Raw genomic sequence first — 17,560 nt, forward strand, 5'->3', positions numbered from 1 at the left:
GGGAAAGGACATGCATCATGAATAAAGAAAGCGAGTCGAGCGAAGAACGCGAGCCGAAGGCGGCCGTCAGCGCGAACGTCGCACATCCTTTTAATGAGGAAGCTTGGAACCGCGAGACTTACGAGGCCTGGGTACAGCGCTTCGGCGCGCCCGAAACCGCAGCGGAAAAAGTCGCCAAACAACCTTGGAAGCCGCTGTCGGTGCTGGGCGAGGCGATCGGAAGCCCGGAAGGCAAACGCATCATGAACCTGATGGGTTCGAACGGAAGCAAGGCGGTCGCCCTGGCTCTGCTGGGCGCTTCCGTCACGGTTGTCGATTTCTCGCCGGGCAACCGCCGCTATGCGCTGGACCTGGCGGAAGCGGCGGGGGTGCCGCTCGAATATATCGTGTCCGACGTGCTGACGTTAGATACGCGGACGCTGGACAACAGCTTCGACGTGGTGGTTGCCGAGATGGGCATTCTGCACTATTTTACGGATCTGGCGCCGTTTATGAACTTGGCGCGCGGACTTCTCGTGCAGGGCGGACGTTTTGTGCTGCGCGACTTCCATCCGGTCTCCACGAAGCTGATCTCTTCGCGCGGCACGACGGCCAAGATCCGCAAGCATAAGGTCGACGGCGATTACTTTGATACTTCTCTGGAGGAGCAGGAAGCCTCGTTTGCCAAGTATGCGGAAGGAGAGCCGCCGAAAGTGCTGCTGCGCCGGTGGAATCTGGGCGAAATCGTAACGGCAGCCGCGCAGGCTGGACTGACGATTTCCAGCCTCGCCGAGGAACCGAATCTGTCCGGAGACAGCTTCGATAAGGGAATTCCCAAAACTTTTACCTTAATTTCGCATAAATATTAAGAGAAATCGGCGTAAAAGCGTGTGCGGCGCCGTCCGGGAACGACAGCTGCGATAATGGATTAAGAGGTGCCCCTAAAACCGCCTTTTCGGTGGTTTTAGGGCTTTTTTGGCCGTCCATTCCTATTTTGCTGAGGGTAAGTAAGAATTATAATAATAGTTAGAGCTGAAAAAGAAACGGAGTGAACGAAATTGGGAAGTTGCTAGCTTCGGTCAAGAGACCTACAGGAAGAAAGTCGTCCAAGGCGGAAAGTCCAAATTATTTAGGAAAACGAAGGAGGTGGACCCGTTTTCCGGAAGCGTCACGCTTCGTTTAAGCGGCACGGAACACGGGATTTATATTGACTAGTGACCCCTTGCCAGGTTGGTTAAGTATTTTATTGGTTGTGCTGCTCGTCGGATTGAATGGATTTTTTGTAGCGGCTGAATTTGCGATGGTGCGTATCCGCGAGAGCCGGATCGCGACGTTGGCCGACGCCGGGAGCAAGCGCGCCCGCTTCGCCAAGAGCATGGTGAATAATCTGGATGCTTATCTCTCCGCATGCCAGCTCGGGATTACGCTGGCCTCGCTCGGACTCGGCTGGATCGGAGAACCGGCGGTGGCGTCGTTCCTGCGGCCCCTGTTCCACGGGCTCGGCTGGACCAACGAAGTTGCCATCCACGGGACGGCGGTCGTGATCGCTTTCGTCCTGATTACCGTCCTGCACATCGTGATCGGGGAACTCGCGCCGAAATCGATGGCGATTCGCAAACCCGAATCCGTAGTCATGGTAGCAGCCGCTCCGATGGTCTTTTTCTACAAAACGATGTATCCGTTTATCTGGGCGTTGAACGGAATGGCGAACGGACTGCTCAAGCTGCTTCGAATCGAACCGGCATCTGAGCTCGACTCCGCGCACACCGAGGAAGAAATCCGGATTCTGGTGAAGGAAAGCAACAAGAACGGGCTGATCGACAATACCGAGATGGCGCTCGTCGACAATATTTTCGAATTTGCCGATACGACGGGGCGAGAAGTCATGATTCCCCGGACGGAGATGATCTGTCTGTACACGAATCTGTCGCGCGAAGAAAATCTCGAGATCGCCTACGAAGGCATGCGGACCCGTTATCCGGTCTGCGAGCAGGACAAGGACCATATTATCGGATTTATTCATATCAAAGACCTCATGCGCTCGCCGGATACCGACTATGATCAGCTGATTCGCCCGATTATCGCGGTACCGGAATCGATCCGCATCAGCGAATTGATGAAGCTGATGCAGCGCAGCCGGACGCAGATCGCGATGCTCGTCGACGAATACGGCGGCACCGCGGGGCTGGTGACGCTCGAGGATATCATGGAAGAGATCGTCGGCGAGATTCAAGACGAATTCGACGAAGAAGAACGTCCCGAATTCGAACAGGCCGGCGAGTTCAGTTATTCGGTCGACGGCATGATGCTGATCGAAGACGTGAACGATCAATTCGGCTTCGAGCTGGATTTCGACGATTACGATACGATCGGCGGCTGGTTGTACGCCAGAATCGACGCGCTGCCTCCCCAGAAGGGTCAGTCGGTCGATCACGAAGGATGTACGTTCATTGTCGACGAGACCGAACAAAAGCGTATTTCGCGCGTTCGCATTTTAAAACCTCTTCCCGAAGAAGAGCGGCTGACGGAACCGTATCCGGAAGATGCCGCTGTGATGCCGGAGGAGTCTGATTACGAATCGGAGACGGTAACGGCGATGCCTGCGAAGCGGGCGGAAGCCGGAGCCTGACCTCCGCACTCGGCCCTCGGGATTTATCCCGAGGGCTTTTTGGTTGGCGAAGAGAACACCTTCAAGATGGGGCCGTCCGACGGCGCGCCGGAGAGAATAAACTCAGTAAGGCAGCGGAAGGACCGCTGTTGACTTCATTAAAAAATCCCGATACGCTTGAACGATGGAGGGTGATGTATGGAAACGACAGAAACGGTCGAAACAAGAAAAGAAGAACGGTTCAGACGGCTGCATCCCGACTGGATCGCCGCTTCGAGACTTGGCAGCGCGTATTTCTACGCGATTCCTCTGCTCGCGGCCGCCGCATTGACGGTATTGGGGGCACTGCTAAACTGGAATTGGCTTCCTATATGGGCAGGAGGAGCCGTTACGCTGGGCTTCGCGCTGCTGTTCGCGTTCGCGGTGTTTCGGGTGCCGATCCTCATTTATAACCGCTTCGGGTTCGTCGTGTACGAAGAAGAAGTGGAGATTCGGAAAGGTCTCTTTTTTATCACCGAGACGTTGGTGCCGATGACCAAGGTGCAGCATGTGGAACTCGAGAGCGGGCCGATCCTGCGCAAGTACGATCTGGCGGAACTGAAAATCGTCACGGCGGCAACCACGCATTCCATTGCGGGACTCAAGTCTTCGGAAGCCGAAAGCTTGAAACGAACGATCGGAGAGCTGGCCAGGAGGACAGAAGAATGAGCGGGCCGAAGCGGATGTCCCCGCTGTACATCGCGTTCTCGATGCTGAAGATGGTACGCGCGCTGCTGCCGATCTTTATTTTGTTCGGCGTTCGGGCTTTGTCGGAAGGGGAGTTCCCGCCGGCGGTTTCCTGGATCTTGGGCGCCGCGCTGTTCTTGATTTTGTTGGCCGGCCTGACAGAGATGATAGGTTGGAGACGTTTTACATACGAGGAGCAAAGCGACCGCATTACGATTCGCCGAGGACTGATTCAGCGCAAGGAGAAAATCATTTATTATTCCCGCATTCACTCCGTCAGCATGGAACAGCCTCTGCTTCAGCGGCTGCTCGGCGTCGTACAGCTCAAGATCGAGACGCCCGGCGGCATTAAGGAAGGCGATGGCGTTCTGCCCGTTCTGCGGCGCCGGGAGGCGGAGCGCCTGCAGCGCGCACTGAACGAGCGTGCCGGAGACGACCCTTCCTGCGCGGCAGGGACGAGCGAAGCCGGCCTTGCCGGACAGACCGCGGACGAGCCGCGGTCCGGCAGCGCAGGATCGGAAGAGGAAGGCGGAGCGCACGCCGCTTTGCAGGTCGCTTCCGGCGAGGAAGCGGCCGCGTCTCTCGCGCATCCTGCCGGCGGCGAGACGGCAGGGCCGGATCGCCGGGCCGCCGCTTCCGGTCGGCCGCGAAACCAAGAGCCGGTGCTGCTTTACCGGCTCGGTCCCGGCCGCCTGCTTCAGGCGGCGCTGACCGAGATGAATCTCGGTCTGGCTATCGCATTTGTGGCCGGTTTGTTCTCTTTCGCCGACGATCTGATGCCGGACGAATGGATGAACCGTCTGGTCACGAACGCCCAATCCTACATGACCGGGCTCAAAGCCGTTCTGATTCTCGGCTCGGCCGCGCTCATCGCCGCGTGGCTGCTGTCGCTTGTTCTGTTTATCGTGAAGTTTTCGGGATTTTCCCTGTACAGGGAAGGCGAGAGATTGTCGATCCGCTACGGCCTGCTGGAGCGCAAACAATTCCTGTTCGATCCCATGCGCGTTCAGGCGGTGACCGTGAAAGAAGGCTGGCTGCGCCAACTGCTCGGTTACGCTCATGTCGAAGTGAACGTCGTATCGTCATCGGATGAAAAAGAAACGCCGGCTCTGCATCCGTTTATCCGTCGTTCGGAAATCCCCGCGCTGCTCGAGCGGACGGTTCCGCAGTTCGAGTTGGCCGGCGCGGAATTCAAGCCGCCAAAGCGCGCGCTGCTTGGATACATGCGGACCGGCTTGATCGTGGCGACGGCCATAGCGGCCGTGCTGATTTATTTCTTCCCTCACAGCGGCGGGTTATGGGCGCTGCTGCTGATTCCGGTCAGCGCAGGCCTGGATTATTGGAGCTTCCGTACCAGCGGAGCTTCGCTGCACGGGGATCGGCTGACGTTCGTGAACCGCGGGATCGCCAAGCAGACGCACTGCACGCTGAGGCGCCATATCGTCGCTTTCGGAACCGTAGGCAGTCGATTCCAACGCCGGAGGGACATGTTGACGCTCCGGGCCCATCTGCTGGGCGGTTCCGGAGGAGCTTCGTTTAGCGTATCGAGATTGGAAAGAGACGATGCCGAGCGGATTTACGAATGGTACAGCAGGGAGCGAAAAAGCGGGAAGACCGTATCTTTAAAAATAAATTCATAAAAAATGGAGAAAACAGGAACCGTTTCGGTTCCTGTTTCGTTATATAACTGTATCTTTCATTTACATAGGAAAAGGGGAATTGAAATGAACAAGAAAAATTCGTTGATCAAGTTTTTCGGCACGGTCGCCGCGGCGCTCGTCGTGGCTTCCGTCGCGGCTCCGGGAAACGGACTGGCTTCCGACGCGGACAACGTGACCGTGCTCCCGCCTCTTCAAATCTCGGATCCGGCGCTTATCGGTCTGCCGAAGGCGCCGGGCGCGCTTACTTCGCCGCCGCCTCTGCCGCCTGCGCAGAACTTCTCGCAGACGCTGGCCAACAATAAATACTTAAAAGACGTATCCAGCGCGATTACGGCGGTCGGGAATTCTTCCGTCTATGTCACGGCGACTTCTTCCGGTTCACCTGCTGCCACGCAGGTCGGCGTAACGGCGACCGTCCAACGCTGGACGGGCAACGCATGGGTCGATATCCCTTCTCCGGTGCCGAACAGTTCGGTTACGTCCACCAGCAGCGTCGGTTTTACGAAGAGCGTCACGAAAGGTTATTACTATCGGGTCAAATCCGAGCATTGGGCAACCGGCGGGGGAAGCCGCGAGATCAGCACCCTGTTCAGCGGCACGGCGCTCGCCAATTAAAAGGCTTCGCAATATCGATTTCGGCTTCAAGCGCGCCGCCGACCTGACGGACATTTACGGCACGCCGAAAGTCGATAAGAACGGGGGGCCCTTTCCCAAATAAAAGGCTTCTCTTCGAAAGAAGAGAAGCCTTTTTCTTTTTGTCGATCGGATGCTTGCTACTGCTTGTCCCCGAGCTTGCCGTCCACGATATGGCCGGCCACTTCGGCCATTTCGTCCTGCGTAAGCGGGCCGGAAAGCGAGATATCGAGGTCTCCGCGGAAGACCTTGAAATAATCGTCGTCGCCGTCCATATCGATGAAGTAGCCGGTCAATCCGTTATCGAGCTGCATTTCCGTTACCGGGCCGCCGAAAGCGTGGGTTCCCGGTCCGTAAGGAATGTGCGTGACGATAATCTGGAAGATCCGGTTCTCCTTCGAATGATATTCCAGGATAAAGCCGTTCGGTGCCGCCCCGTCGTCAGGCGTGCTCAGGTACACATCCTTCATTACGAATCTGGAGGGTACCCTCGGGAATTCCGGCATGGGGAAGGGCAGGCGCTCTTTGGCTTCTTCCATGCTGGAAAGGATATTCTCGTAGCGTACGACGATCGGTTCTTCGGAGTCTTCCGGGAATTCCGATACAGAACCGCTCGGTTTTTCGATGTCCTCCGGAGGAGGAGGCGTCAGCGCGCCTTCCGTCTCGAGCGGCTTGTCGTCTCCGGTCAGCAGAACGGTCTCCCCGCTGCTCCATGTGTGGAGCCTTTGATAAAGCGGGGTCAGCGCACCGGTTCGAATCGGTTCCGAGAAAGCGACGGAACCGAACAGAATCAACCCGGCGGCCGCGCCGGTCAGCCGAATGGTCCGTTTGCGCCGTCTTCGGTTCGTCGCTTGCTGGCGATGTTTTTGCACGCGCTGCCAGGACGCCCGCCGGGATTCCGGATCCACCGGGGACGCAGAGCTCACCGCGCGCTCGAAAGCTTCCTCGAATAGTTCGTCAAATTTTTCGTCTTTCATCGCTGCCCTCCCATTCCTTGCGCAGCACTTTGCGCATATTCTCCCTCGCCCGGAACAGTCTCTGCCTGATAATGTCCTCGCTCGTGCCCAGCGAATCGGCGATTTCTTTGTACGACATGCCGTATTTCCAGCGATAGATGATAATGGACCGGTATTCCGGCTTCATCCCTTCCAGATGCCGCAGGATCGCTTCTTCCATCATCCGTACCTCGACCGTCTTCTCGAGCGAGGCGCCGGTGTCCTGTCTGGCTTCTATATGATTAAGAACGCTGTCCGCTTCCACATGGTTACGGTGTCTTTTATTTTTTCTTAAATCATTGATCGCGCTGTTACGGGTCACGACCTTAAGCCAAGCGAAAAACTTCGACTCGTTCTCGAATTCCGGCCGTTTGCCGATCAGCTTCAAAAACGCTTCCTGAATCACGTCCTCGGCGGCCGCATGATCTCTGACGATATAAAATACCGCTCCGTAGGCCAGATCGTAATATTCGTTATAAATCAGCTCCTGCATGACTTCGTCCAGTTCGTCGAAATCATGGGTGAGGAGCATCTGCAGATGCTGAGCCATATGCGCTCCTTCCTCGGTTTGTTCCTCTCCGTGCGAACCGGTTCTTAGGCGCGATCCGCCGTTTCGTCTAATGTAAGAAAATACTCTGTCATTCTCCATATTCTACACGAAATAAGGAAGAAGGTGGGCTTTTTTTATTATATACTTGCTATCGTTCGGTAACCGCTATCCGCTCAGCCGGAAGGGCGGTCTTCTCTGCGCAAAAAAGCCCGGCCGCATAAACGGCCGAGCTTCGAAATGTTTTGTTGAAAGTGGGCGGAACAGTCCTTATTCCTTACTCGTCGCTGCTTCTTTTGCCGGTCTGCGTGCCGTCCTGTTCGGCGGCCCGGGCCAGCTGTTCCTCGTCGTCGGCCGATTCGTCGACTTCCGCGATCGGGTCGCCTTCGCCGGCTTCGACGTATTTCCGTTCTTCCCGGGTCATCTCCACGCTGCGGTTGCCCCCGGTCATATCGTTGCCCGTGAATTTCTCATAACCTTCGACCGTGTTCTCGTTCAGGTCGTTCTCGCTCGACATCTCGTCGTAGCTCTCGACGTCGCGTTTGGTCGACATGGCCGGCGAATCGGCGTTGCCGTAGCTTTCGACGGCCTGCCAGGCATTGGCATCGTCGAACTTGCCGGAATATTCCTGCCGGTTCTCGCCGGCGCCGGTCGGCGGAGTCGTCATGACGTCTTCCTCAACCGGACGATAGTCGAGCAGCGGATTGTTTTCCGGCGTCGTATCGACGTTATGCGCCGTATACGGAACGGCTTCCAAACGCTCGAACGGAATGTCTTTTCCGGTCTCGACGTCGACTCCGTAAGTGCCTTCCTCGATGCGCTTCAAAGCCGCGTTCACGGCATCCAGACGCTCGGAGAGGTCGGCGTCGATCGCCATGTCCCGGCCGCGTTCGAACGTTTCGGTCGCCAGGTCGGCGGGGTGGTTGTCCACCGCCGTCAATTCGCCCGTCGATACGCGCAGCGAAGTCTCGAATCCTTCGGGCGTGTATTCCGAATTGTCGAAATGCTGCTCCAGTTCGCTTTTTTGCTCCAACAGCAGGTTTTTCAGTGTATCTATTTGGGAATCGTTAAGATGTTTCATCATGTAGTCCTCCATTCGTATTCTCTGTGTCGCAGGCGTATCCGGCTGTACCGGAAGCCGCGCTTCTTTCTTTTCTATACCCGAACGCCAGGCAAACCAATCGGTGGAGAGAAGGAAGCGGGACAGGGACTGCAGAACCATAAAAATGTTAGCACGGATCGCAAACCGGGTTAATGAAGAAAAGAAAGCCAAGCGAAAGACCCGCATCCATTCCCCCATAAAGGAGCGATTCTCGATATGAAAGCACTCACTTATCAGGGCAAGCGCAAGGTAAAGGTCAAGGACGTGGCGACGCCGAAGCTCGAAAAACGCGACGATATCTTGATCCGGGTCACTTCGACTTCGATCTGCGGATCCGATCTGCATTTGTTCAACGGAGAAATTCCGGGCATAAACGACGACTATATCATCGGCCACGAACCGATGGGGATCGTCGAAGAGATCGGGCCCGACGTGACGCATGTCAAAAAAGGCGACCGGGTCATCATCCCGTTCAACGTCTCGTGCGGTCAATGCTTCTTTTGTCAAAACCAGATGGAAAGCCAGTGCGACAACGCCAATGAAAATCCGCTGAAGGATACGGGCGCGATGCTGGGTTATTCGCATACGTACGGCGGTTTCGCAGGCGGACAAGCCGAGCTGCTGAGAGTGCCTTACGGCAACTTCGGACCTCTCGTCATTCCCCCCGACGCGGAAGTGACCGACGAACAGGTCCTGTTCCTGTCCGACGTTATTCCGACCGCTTACTGGAGCGTGGATAACGCCGGCGTCAAAAAGGGCGATACCGTCATCGTGCTCGGCTGCGGCCCGATCGGCCTTATGGTGCAGAAATTCGCCTGGCAGAAAGGCGCTTCGCGCGTCATCGCCGTCGACCATGTGGAGTATCGTCTGGAGCACGCGCGCCGCACGAACAAGGTCGAGACGTTCAACTTTATGGAAAACGACGATCTCGACAACCACCTGCTGGAGATTACGGGCGGCGGAGCGGACGTGGTCATCGACTGCGTAGGCCTGGACTCGGAGAAGACGTTCATGGAAAAGGTAGAAACGAAGCTCAAGCTGCAGGGCGGGGGGCTCGGCGCTTTCCACATGGCGTCCAACGTCGTGCGCAAGTTCGGCACGATCCAGGTGACGGGCGTGTACGGGCTGCGTTATAACAACTTCCCGTTCGGCCATATTTTCGAGCGCAACGTGACGATCAAGACGGGGCAGGCGCCGGTGATTCATTACATGCCGGAGCTGTTCAACCAGATCAAGACCGGGCAGCTCGATCCGACCGACATCATTACGCACAGTCTGCCGCTGGACGAAGCGGAGCATGCGTACGATATTTTCGACAGCAAGAAGGAAGACTGCATCAAGGTTATCCTGAAGCCTTAAAGCCTGCAGAGCAGGCAAAAAGATTTTCCGATCGACGAAAAAAGGACCTCGCCTTCGCCGGAAGGGAGGTCCTTTTCTTTTTTTAATTTTGGCGATACACGGCTTGCGCAAGCTGGGAAGCGCCGCTTAGAACGCCCAGCTTCCGCCGCGGAATACCGGCTCGGCCGTGCCGTCTTCCGCGATGCCGTCGATATTCATGTCGGCGGATCCGATCATGAAGTCGACGTGCGCGAGGCTCTGGTTAATGCCGGCTTCGGCCAGTTCTTCGCGGGACATCGTCGTGCCGCCTTCGATGTTGAACGCGTACGCGCTGCCGATCGCGAGGTGGTTCGAAGCGTTCTCGTCGAACAGCGTATTGTAATACAGGATGCCGGATTCGGAGATCGGGGATTTATGCGGCACAAGCGCCACTTCGCCGATGTAATGCGAACCTTCGTCCATTTCGACGAGGCGTTTCAAGGTATCTTCGCCCTGCTCGGCCTTCACGTCCACGATGCGTCCTTTTTCGAACGTCAGCGTAAAGTTGTCGATGATGGTACCGCCGTAGCTCAAAGGCTTCGTGCTGGATACGGTGCCGCTGACGCCGGTCTTGAGCGCCGCGGTGAACACTTCTTCCGTCGGCATATTGGCGACGAACGCCGTGCCGCGTTCGCTTTCGCTGTCTGCCGCGACCCACAGATGCGTCTTCGGCAGTTCGATCGTCAGATCGGTTCCCGGAGCCGTATAATGGAGGGCTTTGTATTTTTTCTCGTTCAGGTATGCGGCTTTGGCGTTCAGCGTATCGATATGCTGCTGCCAAGCGGCGACCGGATCAGGCAGATCGACGCGAACCGCTTTGAAGATCGCCTCCCACATCGCCGGCACCTGTTCGTTTTCCGGCAGGTCGGGGAAGACCTTCGCGGCCCATGCGGCCGAAGGCACGGCCACGATCGACCAGGCCAGCTTGTTGGACTGGGCATACTCGCGGTACTTGCTGAACGCTTCGCCGGATACTTTTTGCATGGCGGAAATGCGGGAAGAATCGACGCCTTTCAGCAAATCCGGATTATTCGACACGACGGCCAGCATGGCGCCGCCGTTTTCGGCCAGTTCTTCGCGTTCCGCCGCGGTCCATTTCGGCGCGATCTCGAACGAGTCGTCCGGCGCAAGATCGTAGCGCATGCGCGTGATCGCTTCGTCCGACAGATTGACTTTGACCAGTTTCGCTCCGGCCGCGTAAGCATGCTTGACGACGAGACGCACGTATTCGAGCGATTCGACGCCCGCGTCGATCATCAGAATTTGTCCGGGCTGCACGTTTACACCGACTTTTACCGCGAGTTCGGCATATTTGTTAAGGTTGGCTTGAAAATCTGACATGATAGGCCTCCGTTTCGATACTTGCTTCATTGGAATAAAAGCTCTGGCTTTTATTGTACAAGATCGCCGCGAGAAAGAAAATCTAACATCGGTTAATTAGAAGGCGAGAAGGCGGGAAAAAGCGGCGGAAAAGGCGGATTTCGATTAATAAACGGCTTTTCGGTTAAATAAGCGTTAACTCGGCGAGAAGAGCCGCGAATATTCCGAACCGTGAAGAGGAGGTAGTTGTCATGAACGCCGTATGGAAAGGGGTCGTCGGCTTCGGCCTGGTCAGCGTTCCGGTGAAAATGTACAGCGCTTCGCATGAACACGAGGTTCCGCTGAGATTGCTGCATCGGGACACGCTCCGGCCGATCCGCTATATCCGTACCTGCGAAGGATGTCCGGACGAACTGGGCTGGGACGAGATCGTGCGCGGTTACGAATATGAGGAAGGGCAGTACGTTACGTTCGAAAAAGAAGAGCTGGAGAGCCTCACCGCCGACCTGACCCGGGATTTTCGCATCACGGAGTTCGTCCGCATGGAAGAGATCGACCCGCTCTATTTGCGCAAAACTTACTATTTGTCGCCGGAAGAAGGAGGAGAGCGGGCGTATGCGCTGCTCGCGCGGGCGCTTGAGGAGACGGACAAGGCGGGATTGGCCGTCGTGACCATCCGCACCAAGACGAGACCCGCGCTGATCCGTTCGCTGAACGGAGCTCTGTCGCTTACGACGATGAGCTACGAAGAAGAGATCGTGCCTCCGGCGGAGATTCCGGGATTAAGCGCCGTTCCGGAAGCCGGGCGAGCGGAAGTCGAAACGGCCAAGCTGCTGATCGGGCAGCTGACCGCCGATTTCGATCCGGGGCAATTCGAAGATCAGTCGTATATTCGGCTGACGGACGCCATTCGCAAGAAGATCGACGGCGGGCAGCCGGAAGCTCCGAAGGCCCAGTCGCAGCAGCAGGCGCCCGAAGACCTGTTGGAAGCGCTGCGGGGCAGCCTGGAGCTGTTCAAGCCGTCGCTGCAGACCGACCGCGGCGGAGAAGGGCCTTCCTCCGGAACGCGCAAATCGACGGGCGGCAAGGGAAGCGCACAGAAAAAAGATCGGACAGGCGCGGATTGATCCCGAAAGGCCTGCGGGACGGAGCCGATCGAAATCCGCTGGCGCATGGACGAAAAAAAGCCGAGGCGCCTTGCGCGCACTCGGCTTTTCGATGCTCCGCTTTATCGGGCGTCCGCGGAATTATGGGTTGTACAATTCTTTGATGATCTCGCGATTTTTTTCCTTGAACAGCTCGTTGTGGGAGGACACCATGCCGTATCCCGGCGCGTCCGGCTTGAGGAACTGCTTCGCTTTGTTGACCGCGTTGGCCGCATCCTGGAACGCGCCCGCGATCAGATGCAGCTTGCCTTCGTGGTGCAGGATATCTCCCGCCGCGAAGATGCCCGGAACGGACGTCTCGCTCGCCGAAGAACCGAGGATCTGGTATTCGTTCATTTCCATCTTGATGTCGCTCTGCTTCAGCAGCTCCGTGTCCCGTTCGTATCCGTGGCTGATGATTACGTCGTCGACTTCCAGCTTGAATTGTTCCCTGCCGCCATTCTTCTCGAGCAGCACGGTCCGGATCTGCGAATGGTCGTCGCCGGCGACAAGCGTCTTGATGGAAGCGCTCAGCAGCAGCTCTACGCCGTGGGCGCGCATCTTGGTCACGTCCGCTTCATGGCCTTTAAGCTCTTCTTTGCGGTAAGTGAGATATACCTTTTTCGCGAAAGGAGCGAGTTCGTTCGCCCAGTCGACCGCGGAATGACCGCCGCCGGAGATCAGAACCGTCTTGTCCTTGAAGCGGGAGATCGACTTGACGGTATAATGCAGGTTTGTTACCTCGAAACGTTCGGCCCCTTCGATTTCCAGCTTGATGGGCTTGAGGATGCCTCCGCCGACCGCGAGAATGATCGTTTTGCTCCGATGGAGTTCGCCCGACAGCGTATGTAGAACAAAATGGTCGTCGTCCTCCGAACGGGAAAGGGAAGTGACTTTTTCGTTCAGCACGACGTCGGGTTTGAAAGTCTGGCCCTGCGCCACCATCTGTTCGATCAGCTTGGCGCCCGGAACCGGGGTCAAGCCTCCGACGTCCCAGATCATTTTCTCGGGGTAAACGTGAACCTTGCCGCCCAGAAACGGCTGGAATTCGATAATTTTCGTCTTCATCTCGCGCAAACCGCTATAAAAAGCGGAAAACAATCCTGCCGGTCCTCCGCCGATAATCGTGACGTCCCATACTTCGTGGTTCCCCATGCTTGATGGCCTCCCTCATATTAGGCAAACTTCAAAAGATAATGATTCTCAATATCAAGTGTAAGTATATCAACAGCAGTGCCCAAAAAACAACCTGCATTTTTCCGGAAAAGAAATTCGGTCGCTGCGGCCGGGAAGGGAAGCGCGCGATTCCGTTTCGGCGCAAAAAAAAGGAGCGATCCGGTTCATTCCGGACGCTCCCCGAACAGCAGACGTTCTTCCTCTCGGCTGTGAAGGGCATTGAGCTCGATCAACGCTTGAAATTTGCGCATGATCTCGGGCGTCGGCCCCTCCGACGGAAGCGCGGAAGCAATATCCGCCGCAAGCATGCGCATCAGATCGTGATCGCGCGTCAGCCGGAGCACGTCAAGCCGGCGTTCGTCGTCGTTTCCCGCCATTTCCTCGTAAAATCCTTCTTCCTCGGCGTCCGCATGGCTGAGCACCCGCGTCACCCAATAACCGAGCAGCTGGTCCGCCGCCAGACGGGCCGCCTCCGGATCGTTTGTCCGAATAAGTTCTTCCAGTTCTTCCGTTTTGGCGATGGCGCCGCTCAAAGCTCCTTCATGAATCGCATGATGGGCATGAGCCTGGCGCAGAGAAGGGCCTCCCATAAGTCATCCACCTTTCCTAATCGTTCTTGTTCAGGCGCGTCCAGTATAGCATGCGAACGGAGGCGCGGCGGGCCGGTTAGGCATTTCCCGGAGCGAAACAGGGAAGTCCCTGATTGGTGGCATGCGCGCCTCTTCTATAAAATGAAATCCGAAAAGGAGGACATCGTCATGAACCGTTATATCCCCAATCAGCACGGTGCCTGGGCCATGCTGATTCTTCCGTTCCTGCTCGGTTTGTCCGTCTCCGGGGCGGCGCCCGCGCATGTTCCGCTCTTCCTGTGCTGGCTGTTCATGTATTTGTTCAGCTTCCCCGTTCTGCAGTGGATCAAGACCCGGAAAACGGACCGTTATTTCAAGCCGTCCGTGATTTACGGGATCGTCCTGATCCCGCTGGCCGTCATCGTCGCCGCTTCCCAGCCGAAACTGATCGGCTACGGAGCGCTCCTGCTCGCGGCGTTCCTCGTGCCCGTCCATTATGCGAAGAACAAAAACGAACGGGCGCTGCTCAACGACGTCGTCGCCATTTTGCTGTTCTGCTCGTTCATTTATCCCGTCGTGTACGTCGGCGCGGGCAGCGAAGCGGACTGGGCGCGGACCACGCTGCTGTTCGTTCTGCTCGGCCTTTATTTCGTCGGAACCGCGCTGTACGTCAAGACCGTTATCCGCGAGAAAAAGAATCCGCGTTATTACCGGGCTTCGGTCGCTTATCATGCGCTGCTGATTCCGTTCGCCGCTGCCTTGAGCCTGCCGCTGAGCATTCCGTTCGCCGTTTTGCTGCTGCGCGCCATCGCGCTGCCCAAGCGGAAAATGGCGATCAAGCAGACGGGAATCGCCGAGATCCTGTTTGCCGTGATGCTCTATGTATGCGTTCTGTTCTTTTATTCGTGAAAACAAAGGAGTTCTGCTCATGACCCGACCTGCACCGGCCGCGCGCGATTATGCGACCGACCCTTTTATCGTGATCTGGGAGGTGACCCGCGCCTGCGCGCTGAAATGCCTGCACTGCCGGGCCGAAGCCCAGTACCGCGCCGATCCGAATCAGCTGACGCACGAAGAAGGCCTTGCGCTGATCGATCGCATCGCCTCCATGAATCGTCCCCTGCTGGTGTTTACCGGCGGCGACCCGCTGATGAGACCCGATCTGTTCGAACTTGCGCGCTACGCGATCGAGGAAAAAGGGCTGTCCGTCTCCATGACGCCCAGCGCTACGCCCAGAGTGACCCGCTCCGCCGTCGAAAAGGCCAAAGAAGTCGGATTGTCGCGCTGGGCGTTCAGTCTTGACGGATCTTGTGCCGAAATTCACGATCGTTTCCGCGGCACCGTCGGTTCGTTCGATACGACGATGCGCGGCATCGGCTATCTGCGTGAATTGGGCATTCCGATTCAGGTCAATACGACGGTATCGCGATACAATCTGCACGATCTCGCGAACATAGCGGAGAGGGTGCGGGAAATGGGTGCCGTGCTGTGGAGCCTTTTTTTCCTCGTTCCGACCGGCCGCGCCGCGCAAAAAGATATGATCGACGCGGAAGAACACGAGGCGGTGATGCGTTGGTTGTACGAGGCGGGACAGCGGATGCCGTACGGCGTCAAAGCGACGGAAGCGCCGCATTACCGGAGAGTGGCGGTGCAGCTGTCGGCGCAGCGTCCCGGGACGGCGCCTGCGGTCGATGCGGCGGACGGATCTTCGGGAGACCCCGGTTCGGCGCCTGGATTCAAACGCGCCGACGTGCTCGGACGCGCCCCTAAAGGCGTGAACGACGGAGACGGCTTTTTGTTTATCGGCCATACCGGCGACGTCTATCCGAGCGGCTTTCTCCCCGTAAAATGCGGCAGCGTCCGCGAAGAGGCGCTCGAGGACATTTACCGCGGCTCGCCGATCATGCGGAGCCTGCGGGACAAGTCGCGGCTCAAAGGCAAATGCGGCGCCTGCGAGTTTAAACGCCTATGCGGCGGGTCGAGAGCCCGAGCGTTCGCCGTGACCGGCGACATGCTGGAGAGCGATCCCTGCTGCGCCTACATTCCTGCTGCGTTAAGAGAGGGGATTCGACCGTGAGACCTGCAAAAACAAAACAGACGAAGCCCGTTGAGCAGCCGGCTGCCGCGAACGGACAAAACGGTTCGAACAAAGCGGCGGATTCGCCTGCTGCCCGCGCCGTCGTGCTCGGCGGAGGCATCAGCGGACTGGCGGCGGCTTTTTATTTGAAACGGCAGGCGGCGGAGCGGGGACTTCCGCTCGAAATTACGGTCGTCGAAGCGCAAGACAGGCTCGGCGGGCGGCTGCACACGGAGCGTCGCGGCGCATTTTTGATCGAAAAAGGTCCCGATTCCTTTATCGCCCGCAAGCCCGCGATTCTTCGGTTGACGGAAGAGCTCGGCCTGACGGCGGAGCTCGTTCCGACCAATCCGGATGCCAAGACCAGCTACATCCTGCACAAAGGCCGCATGCATCCGATGCCGATGGGCTTTATTTTAGGCATTCCGACCAAGCTGTCGCCGTTTATCCGCACAGGGTTGATTTCCCCGCTGGGGAAGCTGCGCGCGGCGCTCGATCTGGTTCTGCCCAAACGTCAGGACGAAGGAGACGAAGCGCTCGGGCAATTTATCGAACGACGGCTCGGCCGCGAAGTGCTGGAGCGGATCACCGAGCCTCTGCTGGCCGGCATTTATGCCGGAGATACGCGTTCGCTCAGTCTGGAAGCGACTTTCCCGCAGTTCAAGGAGATGGAGCGGCGCGAAGGCAGCTTGATCAAAGGCATGGCGCGCGGAAGCGGACGAACGAAGACAAACGCGCCGGGAGCGGCCGTGCCTCGCAAACTTCCGGCTGCCGTTCAACGGAGTATGTTTTTATCGTACAAAGGAGGCTTGTCCGCGCTGATCGAACGTTTGGAAACTCGTCTGCAAGGTACGGGCGTTCGGATAATAACAGGAAGCGGCGCATCGGCGCTGTCGCGGCGCACGGACGGAAAGTACGACGTCGCGCTGGGCAGCGGCGAACGATTGATCGCCGACGGCGTCCTTTGCGCCGTTCCGGCGTTCGAAGCCGCGCGTCTGCTGGAAGGAGAGAGTCCGGCGGCCGCCCGCCTGCGCGGGATCGACTACGTGTCGGTCGCCAACATCGCGCTGGCTTACCGGACCTCGGATCTCAATATCGTCTTTGAACGTTCGGGCTTTCTCGTGCCGCGCAAAGAGGGAAGGCTGATCACCGCCTGCACCTGGTCGTCGACCAAGTGGAAGCATGTCGCGCCCGAAGACCGAACGCTGCTGCGCACCTATATCGGTCGCTCGGGTTCGCAGGAATGGACGTCCATGAGCGACGAAGCGCTGATCGAAGCCGCCCGGCGAGATCTGCGGGAACTGACCGGACTCGACGCGGAACCGGAATGGGCGGAAGTCAGCCGGTGCCTGTCGGCCATGCCGCAGTACCCGGTCGGGCACGCCGGGACGATGGCCGAAGTTCGTTCGGAATTGGCGGACAGGCTGCCGGGCGTTCTGCTGTGCGGAGCCGGATACGGCGGCGTCGGCATTCCCGACTGCATCGCGGGCGGGCTCGAAGCATCGGAGAAGCTGCTTGCAAAGCTTACGGAGAGGTCCGTCGCTGAAATTCCGGAAGCCGTCGATCCAGCTCGGCATCCCCCGAACCGATAAACGGGTTTTCCCTAATCTCATTTGAAAACGGACAAGCGTAGACTGACTAGGGA

The 17,560-nt window shown here is 57.6% G+C and carries 16 protein-coding genes; 10 read left to right on the top strand and 6 right to left on the bottom strand.

Going from position 1 to position 17,560, the window contains the following annotated elements; all coding sequences use genetic code 11:
- Positions 1-17: 17 nt before the first annotated feature.
- From GYN08_RS04775 to GYN08_RS04795, 5 genes are all read left to right on the top strand, one after another.
- Positions 18-848: a class I SAM-dependent methyltransferase gene (locus tag GYN08_RS04775; protein WP_166272877.1), complete on the top strand. Its 831-nt coding sequence runs from the start codon at positions 18-20 to the stop codon at positions 846-848.
- Positions 849-1,186: 338 nt separating this feature from the next.
- Positions 1,187-2,608, top strand: a complete 1,422-nt coding sequence (locus GYN08_RS04780; protein ID WP_166272878.1) for a hemolysin family protein — start codon at positions 1,187-1,189, stop codon at positions 2,606-2,608.
- 177 nt (positions 2,609-2,785) lie between these two features.
- Entirely contained in the window at positions 2,786-3,295 is a 510-nt protein-coding gene (locus GYN08_RS04785; RefSeq protein WP_166272879.1) for a PH domain-containing protein, read from the top strand.
- Positions 3,292-4,953: a PH domain-containing protein gene (locus tag GYN08_RS04790; protein WP_166272880.1), complete on the top strand. Its 1,662-nt coding sequence runs from the start codon at positions 3,292-3,294 to the stop codon at positions 4,951-4,953. The genes GYN08_RS04785 and GYN08_RS04790 overlap by 4 nt, the downstream gene beginning before the upstream one ends.
- Before the next feature lie 84 nt (positions 4,954-5,037).
- Complete coding sequence (locus tag GYN08_RS04795; protein ID WP_166272881.1) at positions 5,038-5,589, top strand: hypothetical protein; 552 nt, start codon at positions 5,038-5,040, stop codon at positions 5,587-5,589.
- Positions 5,590-5,747: 158 nt separating this feature from the next.
- On the opposite strand, the gene GYN08_RS04800 is transcribed toward GYN08_RS04795, so the two are convergent.
- The 3 genes from GYN08_RS04800 to GYN08_RS04810 form a co-directional block, all read right to left on the bottom strand.
- Positions 5,748-6,584, bottom strand: coding sequence for a hypothetical protein (locus GYN08_RS04800; RefSeq protein ID WP_166272882.1), 837 nt, complete (start codon positions 6,582-6,584; stop codon positions 5,748-5,750).
- On the bottom strand, positions 6,565-7,152 hold the full coding sequence (locus GYN08_RS04805; protein WP_166272883.1) for an RNA polymerase sigma factor: 588 nt from the start codon (positions 7,150-7,152) through the stop codon (positions 6,565-6,567). The genes GYN08_RS04800 and GYN08_RS04805 overlap by 20 nt, the downstream gene beginning before the upstream one ends.
- Positions 7,153-7,426: 274 nt before the next feature.
- Positions 7,427-8,233, bottom strand: a complete 807-nt coding sequence (locus tag GYN08_RS04810; protein WP_235945754.1) for a TraR/DksA C4-type zinc finger protein — start codon at positions 8,231-8,233, stop codon at positions 7,427-7,429.
- 234 nt (positions 8,234-8,467) lie between these two features.
- Here GYN08_RS04810 and GYN08_RS04815 point away from each other — a divergent pair, with 234 nt between their 5' ends.
- Entirely contained in the window at positions 8,468-9,610 is a 1,143-nt protein-coding gene (locus tag GYN08_RS04815) for a zinc-dependent alcohol dehydrogenase (protein WP_166272884.1), read from the top strand.
- Positions 9,611-9,736: 126 nt separating this feature from the next.
- Here the strand turns inward: GYN08_RS04815 and GYN08_RS04820 are convergent, their stop codons facing one another.
- Positions 9,737-10,969: an aminopeptidase gene (locus GYN08_RS04820; RefSeq protein WP_166272885.1), complete on the bottom strand. Its 1,233-nt coding sequence runs from the start codon at positions 10,967-10,969 to the stop codon at positions 9,737-9,739.
- Positions 10,970-11,199: 230 nt separating this feature from the next.
- On the opposite strand from GYN08_RS04820, the gene ku reads away from it, so the two are divergent.
- Positions 11,200-12,075, top strand: coding sequence for a non-homologous end joining protein Ku (gene ku, locus GYN08_RS04825; RefSeq protein WP_166272886.1), 876 nt, complete (start codon positions 11,200-11,202; stop codon positions 12,073-12,075).
- Positions 12,076-12,195: 120 nt separating this feature from the next.
- On the opposite strand, the gene GYN08_RS04830 is transcribed toward ku, so the two are convergent.
- Positions 12,196-13,248, bottom strand: coding sequence for an NAD(P)/FAD-dependent oxidoreductase (locus tag GYN08_RS04830; protein ID WP_166272887.1), 1,053 nt, complete (start codon positions 13,246-13,248; stop codon positions 12,196-12,198).
- 185 nt (positions 13,249-13,433) lie between these two features.
- The gene (locus tag GYN08_RS04835) at positions 13,434-13,859 is read right to left on the bottom strand and encodes a hemerythrin domain-containing protein (RefSeq protein WP_166272888.1); all 426 of its coding nucleotides are present in this window, start codon (positions 13,857-13,859) and stop codon (positions 13,434-13,436) included.
- A 168-nt stretch (positions 13,860-14,027) separates the two neighbouring features.
- Between GYN08_RS04835 and GYN08_RS04840 the strand changes: the two genes are divergently transcribed.
- The 3 genes from GYN08_RS04840 to hemG all read left to right on the top strand — a co-directional run bounded on the left by GYN08_RS04840 (position 14,028) and on the right by hemG (position 17,507).
- Positions 14,028-14,747, top strand: a complete 720-nt coding sequence (locus GYN08_RS04840; RefSeq protein ID WP_166272889.1) for a YwiC-like family protein — start codon at positions 14,028-14,030, stop codon at positions 14,745-14,747.
- A 19-nt stretch (positions 14,748-14,766) separates the two neighbouring features.
- On the top strand, positions 14,767-15,915 hold the full coding sequence (locus GYN08_RS04845; protein WP_166272890.1) for a TIGR04053 family radical SAM/SPASM domain-containing protein: 1,149 nt from the start codon (positions 14,767-14,769) through the stop codon (positions 15,913-15,915).
- 104 nt (positions 15,916-16,019) lie between these two features.
- A complete protein-coding gene (gene hemG, locus GYN08_RS04850; protein WP_328802896.1) occupies positions 16,020-17,507 on the top strand; it encodes a protoporphyrinogen oxidase in 1,488 nt (495 codons plus the stop codon).
- The last annotated feature ends 53 nt before the right edge of the window (positions 17,508-17,560 follow it).

This window comes from Saccharibacillus alkalitolerans (assembly GCF_011090185.1).
Taxonomy (GTDB): domain Bacteria; phylum Bacillota; class Bacilli; order Paenibacillales; family Paenibacillaceae; genus Saccharibacillus; species Saccharibacillus alkalitolerans.

Bases quoted from the DNA above. Each gene is read 5' to 3' on its own strand.
- GYN08_RS04820 (WP_166272885.1), bottom strand. From the start codon at position 10,969: ATGTCAGATTTTCAAGCCAACCTTAACAAATATGCCGAACTCGCGGTA.
- GYN08_RS04790 (WP_166272880.1), top strand. From the start codon at position 3,292: ATGAGCGGGCCGAAGCGGATGTCCCCGCTGTACATCGCGTTCTCGATG.
- GYN08_RS04775 (WP_166272877.1), top strand. From the start codon at position 18: ATGAATAAAGAAAGCGAGTCGAGCGAAGAACGCGAGCCGAAGGCGGCC.
- GYN08_RS04835 (WP_166272888.1), bottom strand. From the start codon at position 13,859: ATGGGAGGCCCTTCTCTGCGCCAGGCTCATGCCCATCATGCGATTCAT.
- GYN08_RS04815 (WP_166272884.1), top strand. From the start codon at position 8,468: ATGAAAGCACTCACTTATCAGGGCAAGCGCAAGGTAAAGGTCAAGGAC.
- GYN08_RS04795 (WP_166272881.1), top strand. From the start codon at position 5,038: ATGAACAAGAAAAATTCGTTGATCAAGTTTTTCGGCACGGTCGCCGCG.
- GYN08_RS04810 (WP_235945754.1), bottom strand. From the start codon at position 8,233: ATGATGAAACATCTTAACGATTCCCAAATAGATACACTGAAAAACCTG.
- ku (WP_166272886.1), top strand. From the start codon at position 11,200: ATGAACGCCGTATGGAAAGGGGTCGTCGGCTTCGGCCTGGTCAGCGTT.
- GYN08_RS04785 (WP_166272879.1), top strand. From the start codon at position 2,786: ATGGAAACGACAGAAACGGTCGAAACAAGAAAAGAAGAACGGTTCAGA.
- GYN08_RS04845 (WP_166272890.1), top strand. From the start codon at position 14,767: ATGACCCGACCTGCACCGGCCGCGCGCGATTATGCGACCGACCCTTTT.
- GYN08_RS04840 (WP_166272889.1), top strand. From the start codon at position 14,028: ATGAACCGTTATATCCCCAATCAGCACGGTGCCTGGGCCATGCTGATT.
- GYN08_RS04830 (WP_166272887.1), bottom strand. From the start codon at position 13,248: ATGGGGAACCACGAAGTATGGGACGTCACGATTATCGGCGGAGGACCG.
- GYN08_RS04800 (WP_166272882.1), bottom strand. From the start codon at position 6,584: ATGAAAGACGAAAAATTTGACGAACTATTCGAGGAAGCTTTCGAGCGC.
- GYN08_RS04805 (WP_166272883.1), bottom strand. From the start codon at position 7,152: ATGGCTCAGCATCTGCAGATGCTCCTCACCCATGATTTCGACGAACTG.